A 13,281-nucleotide genomic window follows, 5' to 3' on the forward strand; every position below is an offset into this window, starting at 1 on the left:
GGCCGGGGGTGCGATCAGTTGATGCAGGTGCCCTGCTTGCCGTACGCGTTGCCGACCGGGGTGGACGACGGGGTGGCCGCGGGTGCGGACGACCCGGCACCGGACGACCCGGAGGCGCCGGACGAACCGGAGGCGCCGGACGCGGACGACCCGGAGCGAGCGCCCGCGCCGGAAACGGACCCGGCCGAACCCGAACCCGAGCCGGAGCCGGTAGAGCCCGAGCCGGAGCCGGCCGAACCCGAGCCCGAACCGGCAGCCCCCGCGGCCCCGACCGTGTGCCCGTCGGTCCCGAGCACGAGCGTCACCCCCGACACCGTGGTCGAGCGGACCGCCGTGGCTCCGGGGACCGCCGCGACGACGGCCTTCGCCGCGGCCTCGGCGCCCTTCGGGTACTCGACGACCGTGGCCGCCGTGGTGGTGGTGTCGCTCGGCGCCCCGACCACGAACCCCTTCGCCGTGAGCGCTGCCGAGGCGGCCGTCGCGCCGCCCGGCGTGGAGCCGCCGTTCTGCACGGACACGTGCACGCTCGACGGGGACGCCGCCTTCGCCGCCGTGTACGCCGCGGGCGCGCCCACGATGCCCTGGATGAACGCCGGCACCGCGCCGAAGTCCACCGCCACCGTCGAGTAGCCGTCGATGGTCGGGGTCCCCGCGGTGGGGATGGTCGTCGACCGGATGCTCGACAGGTCGATGCTGCGGAACGTGTTGACGAGGCTCGGGATGCTCAGGCCGTCGTCGATCTGCACGGCGTCCCCGACACCGTGCAGCAGGTCCGACACCTTCACCGGGTTGAGGAGGGTGCCGGCGGAGAGGACCTTGCGGGCCTCCTGCGAGAGGAAGTACTGCTGGCGGACCTCGCGGTCGAGGTCACCGCGCGGGAGCCCGTCGCGCTGCCGGACGAACGAGAGCGCCTGCGAGGCGTTCAGCGTCGAGTTCCCTGCGGGGAGGTCGACGTTCGAGTTCGGGTCGTGGGCGGGTTCGTTCAAGCAGACCTGGATCGGCCCGAGCGCCTTCACGAGCTGGTAGAAGCCGAGCAGCGAGACGCGCACGAAGTGGTCGATCTGCAGGCCGCTGATGTTCTCGATGGTCTGGATGAGCAGGCGCATGCCACCGGCGTCGCCGCCGCCGTTCGCAGCACCGTCCGAGAACGCGCTGTTCAGCTTGAACGTGCCGTGGCCGGGGATCGGCACCCACGAGTCGCGCGGGAACGAGATCATCGTCGCGCTGCCCCCGCCCGCGGGGATGTGCAGCACGATCATGGTGTCGGTGTTCGTCGCCCCGTCGTCGAGCTGCGTGCCGAGCTCGGCGAGCTCCTGCGGGGTGGCATCGGCCGGACGGTGGTCGTCCCCCACGAGCAGGATGTTCTCGGCCGACCCGTCGACGTCGGCGGACGCCGAGGGGTGCGGGAGCGCGACGTGCACCTTCGTCACGGCGCTGTCGAGCTGCGCGTACGACCAGGCCGCGTACCCGCCCGTGAGCACGAGTGCCATCGCGAGGACGCCGCCGATCGCCGGGAAGAGGGTGCGGGCTGCGCGCCGCTGGCGACCGTGGCGGACGGCACCGCGCGCGGTCGGCACGATCGGGTGCTGTCCCCCGTCAGGTTCGTCATGCATGGCGTCACCCTAGGGACGGTCGCTGCACGCCTACGGAATCCGCCTGCGGAGCGGTTCAGCGTCCGACGCGCGAGAGCGACTCCGACAGGGCGTCCCTGGTCGCGAGGAGCCGCTGCGCCCGCGCGTGCATGTCGTCCCGGATCGCGACGACCTGGTCGATGATGCCCGGGCACTGGTCCTCGACCTTCCGGCCGCGGGTGCACGGCAGGACCTGTTCGATGAGCGCCGTCGGCAGCCCGAGGTCGAGGAGCATCTTGATCGTGCCGACGGTCTCGACGTCGGACTCGTCGTACTCGCGGTAGCCGTTGGCCCGGCGCTCCGGCCGGATGAACCCGAGCTGCTCGTAGTAGCGCAGCGACCGGGCACTCGCCCCGCTGGCCCGGCTCAGATCGCCGATCTGCATCGTCGCTGCTCCTCGCTTGACCTTGACACTGATGTCAGAGTCTAGCGTGCCGTCCATGCAGATCTTCGTCATCGGCGGCACCGGCTACTTCGGCTCGGTCCTCGTCGAACACCTCCGTTCCGCCGGCCACTCCGTCACCGCGCTCGCCCGTTCCGAGCAGAGCGCCGCCCGCCTGCGCGCGGCCGGCGCAGTACCCGTCGCCGGCTCGATCACCGACACCGAGGTGCTCCGCACAGCCGCCGCGGCGGCCGACGCGGTGGTGTACGCCGCCTCGGACTACGCACCGACCGCGCAGTCGACCGAGGACGAGCTCGCGGCCGTCCGCGCCGTCACCGCCGGAGCAGCAGAAGCCGCCGGAACGAACGGAACGCCCGGAACGCCCGGAACGAACGGAACGAACGGAACGCCCGGGACCACCGGGACCTCCCCGAAGCCCGTCGTCTACACCTCCACCGGACTCGTCTACGGCTTCGACCCGACGGACGTCACCGAGGACGCGGTCCTCCCCGAGGTCAGCGCCCAGCCGGTCAAGGCGCAGGCCGAACGCATCGTGCTCGGCGCGCCGGGCATCACCGGGATCGCCGTCCGCGCCGGACTCGTCTTCGGCCGCGGCGGGACCGGGCTCGTCACCGGCCTCATCGACGCCGCCGTCGCGAACGGCGCCGCGACGTACATCGGCGACGGCACGAACGCCTGGTACCCCGTGCACGTCGACGACCTCGCCGACCTGTACGTCCGGGCGATCGAGCACCCGGTCGCCGGCGTCGTCAACGCGGTCGGTTCGGTGCCGTTCACCTTCCGGGAACTCGCGGAGGCGATCGGCGAGCTCACCGGCACCCCGAGCGTCTCGGTCCCGCTCGAGGTCGCCGAGGCGCAGATGGGCCCGGCGGTCCGGACGCTGACGACGTCCACGCACCTCCTCGCGACGAAGGCACGGGCCACCTACGATTGGCACCCGTCCGAGCGGTCACTCGTCGAGGACGTGCGGAACGGGTCCTACACGGCTCCGCCGCGCCCCTGACTCACCGCGTCGGCGGGGACCACACCGGTGTCCCGCCGACGGCCTCGGCGATGCGTCGACTGACCACGCCGAGCTGCCGCACCTGGGCCGGCGTGAGCGCGTCGAAGACCACACGCCGGACGAGCGCCTGGTGCGCCGGCGTGGACGCCACGACCTGCTCGTGCCCACTGTCGGTGAGCACGGCGAGGGTGAACCGCCCGTCGGTCGGGTCGACCACGCGCCGGACCCACCCCTTCTGCTCCAGCCGTGTCACCGCGCGGGACAGCCGCGACAGGGTGCAGCTCGCGGCGGCGGCGAGCACGCTCATCCGCAGCGTCCGGTCGGGTTCGCTGTCGAGGGCGAACAGGACGCCGTGCTCGAAGTGCGTCAGGCCGGCGTCACGCTGCAGCTGCGCGTCGAGCGCGGTCGGCAGTCGTTCGAGCACGGTCGCGAGGGCGACCCAGACCTCGAGCTCCTCAGCACTGAGCCCGGTGGTGGCGACGTCGTCCGGCATGGGGAGAGCGTACCACCGTGACTTGCTCAGGCAAGTGAACCTGCGTACATTGACTTGCCCAAGCAAGTGAACCGACACGACAGGAGCACGACGTGGATCTCGACATCAGGGGCCGGACGGCGTTCGTCAGCGGCTCGACGCAGGGCATCGGGTACGCCGTCGCAGCAGCCCTCGCGGCGGAGGGAGCCCGCGTCGTGCTGAACGGACGGGAACGCACGGGGGTCGACGCCGCCGTCGCCCGGTTGCGAGCGGCGCTCCCCGGCGCCGAGGTGTCCGGGATCCCGGCGGACTTCGCCGACCCGGCGCAGGTGGACGCGCTGCTCGAGCAGCTCCCGGAGGTCGACGTGCTCGTGAACAACGTCGGACTGTTCGGCCTGGCCGACTTCGGATCGGTCGACGATGCCGAGTGGCAGCGGTACCTCGACGTCAACCTGATGAGCGGCGTCCGACTGTCCCGGGCACTGCTCGACCCGATGGTCGAGCGCGGCTGGGGCCGGATCGTGTTCGTCAGCAGCGAGTCCGGCGTGAACGTGCCCGTCGACATGGTGCACTACGGCGTCACGAAGGCCGCGGTGATCGCGCTCGGCAACGGCCTGGCGAAGCGGACCCGTGGGACGGGCGTCACCGTGAACACGGTCCTCGGCGGCCCGACCTGGTCCGACGGGGTCGCTGCCACGATCGAGACGATCGCGGCCGCGCAGGACGCTCCGGTCGAGGCCGTGCAGGCCGCGGTGATCGGGCAGAACCGCACGACCCTGCTCGAACGGTTCATCCGGCCCGACGAGATCGCGGACCTCGTCGCCTACCTCGCCAGCCCGCGGGCGTCCGCCACGAACGGTGCGGCGGTCCGCGCCGACGGCGGGGTGCTCACCGGGATGCTCTGACCCGGATCCCGGCCAAGGGACGGACGGGAGGCGCGGTGCGAGCCCGCACCGCGCCTCCCGTCCGTGCCGTCGTCGGTCCGGTCAGACCCGCTCCCAGGTGACCGTGCGCCGGTCGGACGGCTCGACCTCGCGCACCGGCCCGGTGACGCGGACGACCGCGCGCGCCGTGGCGGACCCGGGGACGGGCGCGGGGCCGGTCCCGCCGCCCACCGCGACGATCCCGTCGGCGCGCACCCCACCGGTCGGTCCGGACGCCGCGGCGTGGGACGCGACCCACACCTCCACGTCCCCGGGCTCGACCACCTTCCGCAGGGCACGGTCGGTGAACGCGAAGCGCTGGACGGGCACGCTGAACCGCAGGCGCACGGACTCCCCCGGGCCGAGCGCGACCCGGGCGTACCCGAGCAGCTGGGCGACCGGCCGGGTGACGCTCGCCTGCACGTCGTGCCCGTACAGCTGCACCACGTCCTCGCCCGCACGCTCCCCGGTGTTCCGGACGGTCACCCACGCGTCGAAGGCCCCCGCGCTGGACACGGTCGGGTCGACGACGAGCTCCTCGTACGCGAAGGAGGTGTACGAGAGCCCGAACCCGAACGGCCGGACGGGCGTCGAGTCGGTTGCGGTCACGTCGGACGGCCCGCCGAGGCGCGGGTGCAGGTACGTGTACGGCTGCGCGCCGGCGGCCCGCGGGAGCGAGACCGGCAGGCGACCGGACGGTGCGGCGGCGCCGGTGAGGAGGTCCGCGATCGCGAGACCGCCGCCCTCGCCGGGGAAGAACGCCTGCACCACCGCGGCCGGACGGGGAGCGTCGCCGTCGAGCGCCCACCCGATGGCGTACGGCCGTCCGGTCAGGAGCACGACGACGGTCGGCGTGCCGGTGGCGACCACCGCCTCGACGAGCTCGCGCTGGACGCCCGGCAGGTCGAGGGACTCGGTGTCGTTCCCCTCGCCGACGGTCCCGCGGCCGAACAGTCCGGCCTGGTCGCCGACGACGACCACCGCGACGTCGGAGCGCTCCGCGACCGCGACCGCGTCGTCGAACCCGGAGCGGTCGTCGCCGGTCACGGCGCAGCCCGCGGCGAACCGGACGGTGTCGGCCCCGAGCGACTCCGTCAGCGCCTCGCGCACGGTCGGGATGGCGAAGCCGAGCGGCAGGTCCGGGTGCGCGGCGAGCACGTGGTTGGCGAAGGAGTAGCACCCCTGCAGGGCCTCGGCGCGATCGGCGTTCGGACCGATCAGCGCCACCGACGCGCCCGGGGCCAGCGGCAGGACCGGCGCCTCGGGTCCGTTCGACAGCAGCACGAGCGACCGCGCCGCGAGCTCCTTCGCGAGCGCCCGGTGCCGAGGGGTGTCGAGGTCGATCCCGGTCGGCGGCTCGTCCTCGAACGCGTCCGGGTCGAGCAGCCCGAGCCGCTCCTTCTGCCGGAGCACGCGGAGCACCGCACGGTCGACGAGCGACTCGTCGACGTCACCGGAGCGGACACGGTCGACGAGCGGCCCGAGGTAGGCGTCCCCGGTGGGCAGCTCGACGTCGATGCCCGCGGTGAGGGCGAGTGCGGCCGCTTCGCCACGGTCGGCGGCGACGCCGTGCATGACCTCGAGGAACGCGACCGAGAAGTAGTCGGCGACCACCGTGCCGTCGAACCCGAGCCGGCCACGGAGCAGGTCGGTCAGCAGGTCACCGTTCGCCGCGACCGGCACGCCGTCGACCTCGGCGTACGAGTTCATGACGCTCCGGGCGCCGCCGTCGCGCAGTGCCATCTCGAACGGCGGCAGGAAGACGTCCGCGACCTCGCGCGGCCCGGCGTGGACGGGAGCGTGGTTCCGCCCCGCCTGCGACGCGGAGTACCCGAGGAAGTGCTTGAGCGTCGCGTCCACCCCGGCGCGCTGCAGGCCCCGGACGTAGGCGGTACCGATCGTCCCGACGAGGTACGGGTCCTCGCCGATGCACTCGTCCACCCGCCCCCACCGTGGGTCGCGGACGACGTCGAGCACCGGGGCGAGGCCCTGGTGCACGCCGAGCTGCCGCATCGAGTCGCCGATCGCCTCGCCGACCTGCTCGACGAGCTCCGGGTCGAAGGCGGCGCCCCACGCGAGCGGCGTCGGGAACGTGGCGGCCTTCCAGGCGGCGAGCCCGGTGAGGCACTCCTCGTGCACGAGTGCCGGGATCCCGAGTCGCGTCTCGCGCTTGAGTCGTCGCTGCTCCGACCACAGCCACGCCGCGCGCTCCTCCGGCTCGACGGGGCGGGTGCCGTAGACGCGGGTGAACTGGCCGAGGCCGTGGCGCGTGACGTCGGCCAGGGTGCGGCCGTCGGCGTCGTCGTGCGCCGCCATCTCCCCCTGCATCGGGGCGACCACGCCGTTCTGGTCGAGCCAGTAGCCGACGAGCTGCGCGGTCTTCTCCTCGAGCGTCATGGCGGCGAGCATGGCGGTCGCGCGGTCGGCGCCGGTCGCGTCCTCGACGCGGCGCGGGTCGGACTGGAGGCGCGGCTCGCGTCCGACGGTCCGTGTCGCGTCCGTCGCCGTCACCCCTTCACCGCCCCGGTCAGGCCGCCGACGATGCGCTTCTGGAAGATCGCGAAGAACACGAGCGCCGGGATCATCGAGAGCGAGGTGAACGCGAGCACCCGGGCGGTGTCGACCGAGTACTGGGACGCGAACGCCTGGACCCCGAGCGGCAGCGTGTAGGTCGACGCGTCGTTGAGGATGAACAGCGGCAGGAGGTAGCTGTTCCAGCTGCCGATGAACGCGAGGATGCCGACCGTCACGACACCGGGGAGCGACAGCGGGACGACCATCCGGAAGAAGAACCCGAGCTTGCTCGCGCCGTCGATGGCGGCCGCCTCCTCGAGCTCGTCCGGGATCGCCCGGAGGAACGGCACCAGGATGATGACCGTCGTCGGCATGGCGAACGCGATCTGCGGGAGGATCACGCCCGCCAGATTGTTCGTCAGGCCGAGGTCCTTCACGAGGATGTAGAGCGGCGTGATGGCGACCGTGATCGGGAACATCAGACCGGCCGCGAACAGCGAGTAGAGCGCGCCGCTCCCCCGGAACCGGTACCGGGCGAGCACGAAGCTCACCATCAGCCCGAGCACGACCACGCCGACCGTGGTGGCGACGCCCGCGATCACGGAGTTGCCGAGCTGCTGCCAGAACACGCCGCTCGTCAGGACGGTGACGTAGTTGCCGATCTGCCACGGGTTCGGCAGCCCTGCCGGGCTCGCGGTGATCTGCGAGTTCGTGCGGAACCCGCCGAGCACGATGTACGCGACCGGCCCGATGCACACGGCGATGAACAGCAGCGCGATGAAGTACGTGCCGAGGTTGCGCTCACGCCGGACGGGTCCGGTGTCACGCTGGCGGCGCTTCGGCGCGACGATGGAGGCGGTGGCGGTCATCGGTCGCTCTTCTCGGTCAGGGCGCCGGCGGTGTCGCGGCGCAGGACGAACCGCTGGTAGACGAGGGCGACGACCAGCGAGATGAGGAAGATCACCACGGCGACGGCGTTGCCGTACCCGTAGTTGCCGGACAGGCGGCCGTTGCCGACCATGTAGGTCGCCATCGTCGAGGTCCCGGCGGTCGAGGCGATGTACTGCCCCCAGATGATGTAGACGAGGTCGAACAGCTGGAGCGACCCGATGATCGACAGGAACGCCCAGATGCGGAGCGTCGGTCCGAGGAGCGGCAGCGTGATGCGTCGCTGGATCTGCCAGTAGCTCGCGCCGTCGAGCTGCGCGGCCTCGAACAGTTCCTCGGGGATGCTCTGCAGGCCGGCGAGGAAGAGGATCACCGCGAAGCCGATGTACTTCCACGAGATGATCCCGAGCAGGGTCCAGAGCGCGATGTCGGGGTTCGACAGCCAGTCGTTCCGCAGGCCGCCCAGGCCGATGCTCTGCAGCAGGTCGTTCAGCGCACCGCTCGACTGGAGCATGAGGCTCCACCCGGTGCCGACGATGACCTCGGAGATGACGTACGGCAGGAAGATGAGGACGCGGATGAGCCCGCGGCCGCGGATGCGCTGGTTGAGCAGCAGCGCGAGGACGATCGCGATCGGGCCCTGCACGACGAGCGAGCCGATCACGATGAACAGGTTGTGCCAGAGCACCGCCCGGAAGTCGGGGTCGGTGAAGATCACCGTGTAGTTCTGCAAGCCGACGAAGTCGACCGGGGCGCCGTAGCCCTGCCACTTGTAGAAGCCGTAGTAGGCGGCGAGTGCGACGGGCAGGATGACGAACCCGACGAACATGATCACCGCCGGACCGGCGAGGACGGCGATCTCGACCCGGGTGCGGACGTCGGTGCCCTTGCGGACCCGGCGGGCCGGGGCCGACGGCGAACCGTCGGCCCCGCCCGTGCGACGCCCCGTCCCGGCCGGCGCTTCGTTCGAGCGCGGTGCGACGGAGGTGGTCATGTGTCTCAGCCCTTCGCCGCGGCCTGGTTGACGGTCGACACGATGTCCGAGACGGACCCCTTGCCGGCGAGCAGGTTGACGACGCTGGTGTTGAGCGCGTTGCCGACGTTCTGGCCGTAGAGCGTGTCGAGGTAGTTCGAGACGAACGGGGCGTCGTTGTACGCCTTGAGCACCGTGGTCAGGTACGGCTCGGTCACGACCGACTGCGCGTCCTTGTTCGCGGGGATCGAGTTGAACGCCTTGTAGTAGTTCTCCTGCACGCTCTTCGTGGTGACGAAGTTGAGGAAGTCGGTGCAGGCCTTCTTCGGGGCCTTCGCCGAGCAGGAGAGCCCGCCCACGGCACCCATCATCGAGCCGGGCGCACCCTTGCCGCCGGAGACCTCCGGGAACGGGAAGAAGCCGAGGTCCTGCAGCGGCTTGCCGTCCGGGGTGAGCGAGGAGATCACGCCCGGGTCCCAGGCGCCCATGAGCTCCATCGCGGCCTTGTGGTTCGCGACGAGACCGGCGGAGCTGCCGGCGCCCTGCTGGGCCGAGGTGGTCAGGAAGCCGTCGTTGAAGGGCTTCGTGTCGAAGAAGGCCTTGGTGTCCTCACCGGCCTGCTTCCAGCACTTGTTGTCGAACTTCAGGTCCTGCGCGGTCTTGTTGAGCACGTTCGACGAGCAGGCCCGCAGTGCGAAGTTGTAGTACCAGTGCGCCGCCGGCCAGGCGTCCTTCGCCCCGACGGCGACCGGCTGGATGCCCTTGTCCTTGAGCTTCTGGATGTCGGCGTTCAGCTCGTCCATCGTGGTCGGCGTGCCCTCGATACCGGCCTCCTTGAAGAGGTCCTGGCTGTACCAGATGCCCTCGGGGTCGACGTTCGTCGGCATCGCCCAGGTCTTGCCGTTCAGTTCGAAGGCCTTGAACGATCCGTCGCTGATCCCGCTCTTGGCACCGGAGCCGATCGAGTCGGAGATGTCCAGCAGCTGGCCGGCGTTGACCATCGCGGCCATCTTGCCGCCGCCGCGCTGCGAGAACACGTCCGGGGCGGAGTTCGAGTTGAGGGCGGTCTGGAGCTTGCCGTCCAGGTCCTCGTTCTGGATCGCCTGGATCTTGATGGTGACGTTCGGGTTCTTCGCCTCGAAGGCCTTGACCGTGTCCTGCCAGAAGGCCTTGCCCGGCCCGGTCGTCGAGTTGTTCCAGAAGGTCATCGAGACCTTCCCGTCGCCGCTGTCGCCCCCGGCGGCGTCGCTGCCGGCCGAGCAGCCTGCGGCCACCAGTGCTGTCGCCCCGATCAGCGCGATGGCTGCCGTGGCACGGATCTTCCTCGTCATCGTGGATCTCCTGAAGTGTCGTCGTTGACAATCAGCGACATCGACTGCCGCTGCGGAGAGCGTGCCAGCTGCCATCGAGGCGTGTCAATCGATATCGATAACGTTTTCTTTACCAATTCGGGCGTCAGCTCAGCGGTACGGTGTGCACATGGACACGGCTCTCGGCATGCGTCCCGGAGCCGGCCGGGTCACCATCGCGGACGTCGCACGCGCCGCCGGAGTGTCGATCCCCACGGTGTCGAAGGTGATCAACCAACGCGACGGCGTCGCCCCCGCGACGATCCTGCGCGTGCAGGAGGTCGTCGAGCAGCTCGGCTACGAGACCTCGCTCGTCGCACGCAGCCTCCGCAGCTCGCGGACGAACGTCATCGGCATCCTCGTCACCGAGTTCGAGCCGTTCTCGACCGAGCTCCTGCGCGGGGTGTCCGGCGCCACCACCGGCACCGGGTACGAACTGCTCGCGTACGCCGGGCTCGTGACCGGTGCCGAGCAGAAGGGGTGGGAACGCCGGTCGCTCTCGCGGTTGTCCGGCACGCTCATCGACGGCGCGATCGTGGTGACCCCGAGCACGGCGCTCTCGAGTTCGTCGATCCCGGTCGTGGCGATCGACCCGCACACCGGCCCCGAGGGGCACGCCACGGTCGACTCCGACAACGAGGCCGGGGCCGTCCAGGCCGTCGAGCACCTCGTCGCGCTCGGGCACACCCGGATCGCACACCTCCGGGGTCGTCCGGACCTGGCGTCGGCACAGCTGCGCGAGGCCGGCTACCGACGCGCACTGGCGGCAGCGGGCCTGTCGGTGGACGAGTCACTGGTCCGCGACGGCGGCTACCAGGCGGACCGTTCGGCCGAGGTCGCCCGCGACCTGCTCGCCGGACCGGACCGTCCGACCGCGGTGTTCGCGGCGAACGACTCGTCGGCGGTGGGTGTGCTCCGCGCCGCAGCCGAGCTCGGACTCCACGTGCCCGGGGACCTGTCGGTGGTCGGGTTCGACGACGTGCCCCAGGCCGCGACCACCACGCCGCCGCTGACCACCGTCGCGCAGCCCTTGGTCGAGCTCGGCTCGCGGGCGGTCGAGATGCTCCTCACGATGCTGCGCGGCGAGCCGACGTCGGACCACGTCCGGCTGCCGACGACCCTGCGCGTACGCCGGAGCACCGGACCGGCGCCCGCGGACCGCTGACACGGCGCGGCGGACCGCACCGTCAGCGCCGCACCGCGCGGCGGACCGCACTGTCAGCGCCGCACCGCGACCGTCAGCGCCGCAGTGTCTGCTTCGGGTACTCCCCGAACCGCTCCGCGTACGCCGCCGAGAACCGCCCGAGGTGCGCGAACCCCCACCGACGAGCGACGTCCCCGACCGCCCCGGCGAGCGGATCGGCGTCGAGCAGCTCAGCGCGCACCCGGTCGAGGCGCACCTGCCGCAGGTACGTCAGCGGGGACACGTCGAACACCCGACGGAACGACTCCTGCACCGAGCGCACGCTCAACCCCGACGCCGCCGACAGGTCGCCGATCGTGACGGGCTCCGCGGCGTGGTCGTGGACGTACTCGACCGCCGCACGGAGACGGGCGTTGCGCGGTTGCCCGAGCACCCCGGGCAGGTCGTCGAGCTTCGGCGGGAACATGTCGAGGAAGACCTCGGCGGCGGTGACCTTGGCGGTCTGCCAGGCGACGGAGTCCGTGCCGCCGACGCGCAGCGACCGGGCGAGCGCCGTCAACGCACCCTGCCAGCGCCGCGCCGTCTCGGACCCCGGCACGTGCCGGTCGTCGAAGCGCAGCGCGTGGTCGCCGACGTCGGTGCGCGTCACGGCGACCCGGCGGACGAACGCTCGGTCGAGGTGCACGACCCGCTGGTCGTAGTCCGCGGTGCGGAAGGCGTAGTCGTGGTCCGGCGGGAAGAGTGCCGGCGCGTCGAGCGGCAGGGCGTACCGCTCACCCAGTCGTTCGATCTCGGCGGTGCCGGAGCTGATCCAGGTCACGACGTAGTCGCCACCGGCCGGCACCACCCCGGAGAGGGCGCCGCGCAGCTGCGACCGGCGGATGGTCACCTCGGCGTCGCCGATCGCCGTGTACCGGTAGTCGAACGGCGCGTCGGTCAGCCGCGCGGCCCACTGCGTGCCGCCGTAGACCGCACCGAGGTCCCGCACGGCGTCGTCCGGATGGCCGCCGGACACCTCGAACCGGACCGTCGCCGGCGTCGTGGTCTGTCCCTCGGCGAAGTCGTCGGTCAGTGGGTCGGCCATGCGCACCCCCACGGCTCGGATGTCCAGATCCCGCGGTCCCCCTCGTTATCTGGATACGCTGTCCCGGTGAGCGCGGCGTATCGTTGCGCGGAACCGATGCGCACCGAAGGGGCGACCGCGTGAGTGAGATCGACCTGACGGCCGCCATCACCCGGCTCGAAGCCGCGATGGGAGCGCTGCGGGGACGACTCCGTGAGCGGCTGGACGTCTCCGGCTCGGACCTGACCGTGCTGCAGTTCGTCGCTCGCGCCGAGGCCGCCGAACGCAAGGTGCGGGTCAAGGACCTCGCGTCGCACCTCGGCCTGAGCGGCCCGGCCGTCACCGGCACCGTCGACCGACTGGAGCGTGCCGGGCACCTGTGCCGCGTGCCGAATCCGGACGACGGCCGGAGTCGCTACATCGAGCTGACCCCCGAGACCGAGCGTGCCTACGCGACGGCGATGGACAGCACGAACGAGCATCTGCACGAGCTGTTGTCCTCCTTCACGGAACGGGAGCGGGCGAAGTACGTCCGGATCATCGACCGGGTCATCGAGGCGCTCGAGTTCGGCGCCCCGTCCCCTTGACGGCAGAGTACGGGCGCGGGCGGACGCACCTCGAACGTTTGTCCACCAAGCGCAGTTAGGTAACTTCCCTACCTATCTTGCCGGACGGACGGGCCACGCACCCGTACCGTCACGATCGGATGCCCCCGATCGGGGGTACGACCACGAGCGGGGAGGAACCATGGGCAAGTACGAATCCCAGCAGGGCGTCGACCCGGTGCGCATCGAGACGTTCCGTCGGATGCGCAAGCGGTGGAAGTACGGCGAGCTGCAGGACGGTGCCGGCCTCTACGAGGACTTCTTCACGGACACCGCCCGCGACCCGCGTCGCCGCTGACGACGGGTCGCGATC

General features: G+C 71.5%; 13 protein-coding genes. 5 read left to right on the plus strand and 8 right to left on the minus strand.

Going from position 1 to position 13,281, the window contains the following annotated elements:
* Positions 1–14 precede the first annotated feature (14 nt).
* Positions 15–1,613, minus strand: coding sequence for an LCP family protein (locus HWD93_RS00405; RefSeq protein ID WP_261645694.1), 1,599 nt, complete (start codon positions 1,611–1,613; stop codon positions 15–17).
* Between the two features lie 55 nt (positions 1,614–1,668).
* Entirely contained in the window at positions 1,669–2,016 is a 348-nt protein-coding gene (locus tag HWD93_RS00410) for a MerR family transcriptional regulator (protein ID WP_261645695.1), read from the minus strand.
* A 55-nt stretch (positions 2,017–2,071) separates the two neighbouring features.
* Here HWD93_RS00410 and HWD93_RS00415 point away from each other — a divergent pair, with 55 nt between their 5' ends.
* Positions 2,072–3,037, plus strand: a complete 966-nt coding sequence (locus HWD93_RS00415; protein ID WP_261645696.1) for an NAD-dependent epimerase/dehydratase family protein — start codon at positions 2,072–2,074, stop codon at positions 3,035–3,037.
* 1 nt (position 3,038) lies between these two features.
* Here the strand turns inward: HWD93_RS00415 and HWD93_RS00420 are convergent, their stop codons facing one another.
* Entirely contained in the window at positions 3,039–3,530 is a 492-nt protein-coding gene (locus HWD93_RS00420) for a MarR family winged helix-turn-helix transcriptional regulator (RefSeq protein WP_261645697.1), read from the minus strand.
* Positions 3,531–3,622: 92 nt separating this feature from the next.
* On the opposite strand from HWD93_RS00420, the gene HWD93_RS00425 reads away from it, so the two are divergent.
* Positions 3,623–4,414 carry an SDR family NAD(P)-dependent oxidoreductase gene (locus tag HWD93_RS00425; RefSeq protein ID WP_070416817.1) on the plus strand — a complete coding sequence of 264 codons (792 nt, stop codon included), beginning with the start codon at positions 3,623–3,625 and terminating at the stop codon, positions 4,412–4,414.
* An 81-nt stretch (positions 4,415–4,495) separates the two neighbouring features.
* Here HWD93_RS00425 and HWD93_RS00430 read toward each other — a convergent pair whose 3' ends face one another.
* The 4 genes from HWD93_RS00430 to HWD93_RS00445 form a co-directional block, all read right to left on the minus strand.
* Positions 4,496–6,841 carry a glycoside hydrolase family 3 N-terminal domain-containing protein gene (locus HWD93_RS00430; RefSeq protein ID WP_261645788.1) on the minus strand — a complete coding sequence of 782 codons (2,346 nt, stop codon included), beginning with the start codon at positions 6,839–6,841 and terminating at the stop codon, positions 4,496–4,498.
* Positions 6,842–6,939: 98 nt separating this feature from the next.
* The gene (locus HWD93_RS00435) at positions 6,940–7,815 is read right to left on the minus strand and encodes a carbohydrate ABC transporter permease (RefSeq protein WP_261645698.1); all 876 of its coding nucleotides are present in this window, start codon (positions 7,813–7,815) and stop codon (positions 6,940–6,942) included.
* On the minus strand, positions 7,812–8,828 hold the full coding sequence (locus HWD93_RS00440) for a carbohydrate ABC transporter permease (RefSeq protein WP_071295285.1): 1,017 nt from the start codon (positions 8,826–8,828) through the stop codon (positions 7,812–7,814). The genes HWD93_RS00435 and HWD93_RS00440 overlap by 4 nt, the downstream gene beginning before the upstream one ends.
* Before the next feature lie 5 nt (positions 8,829–8,833).
* A complete protein-coding gene (locus HWD93_RS00445) occupies positions 8,834–10,138 on the minus strand; it encodes an ABC transporter substrate-binding protein (protein ID WP_070416820.1) in 1,305 nt (434 codons plus the stop codon).
* Between the two features lie 148 nt (positions 10,139–10,286).
* Between HWD93_RS00445 and HWD93_RS00450 the strand changes: the two genes are divergently transcribed.
* Entirely contained in the window at positions 10,287–11,321 is a 1,035-nt protein-coding gene (locus HWD93_RS00450) for a LacI family DNA-binding transcriptional regulator (protein ID WP_261645699.1), read from the plus strand.
* A 73-nt stretch (positions 11,322–11,394) separates the two neighbouring features.
* Here the strand turns inward: HWD93_RS00450 and HWD93_RS00455 are convergent, their stop codons facing one another.
* Positions 11,395–12,384 carry an AraC family transcriptional regulator gene (locus tag HWD93_RS00455; RefSeq protein ID WP_261645700.1) on the minus strand — a complete coding sequence of 330 codons (990 nt, stop codon included), beginning with the start codon at positions 12,382–12,384 and terminating at the stop codon, positions 11,395–11,397.
* Positions 12,385–12,503: 119 nt separating this feature from the next.
* Here HWD93_RS00455 and HWD93_RS00460 point away from each other — a divergent pair, with 119 nt between their 5' ends.
* Together HWD93_RS00460 and HWD93_RS00465 are read left to right on the plus strand one after the other, a co-directional pair.
* On the plus strand, positions 12,504–12,950 hold the full coding sequence (locus HWD93_RS00460) for a MarR family transcriptional regulator (RefSeq protein WP_261645701.1): 447 nt from the start codon (positions 12,504–12,506) through the stop codon (positions 12,948–12,950).
* Between the two features lie 160 nt (positions 12,951–13,110).
* Positions 13,111–13,266 carry a hypothetical protein gene (locus HWD93_RS00465; protein WP_156794753.1) on the plus strand — a complete coding sequence of 52 codons (156 nt, stop codon included), beginning with the start codon at positions 13,111–13,113 and terminating at the stop codon, positions 13,264–13,266.
* Positions 13,267–13,281: the final 15 nt, after the last annotated feature.

This window comes from Curtobacterium sp. C2H10, from assembly GCF_025407985.1.
GTDB lineage: Bacteria > Actinomycetota > Actinomycetes > Actinomycetales > Microbacteriaceae > Curtobacterium.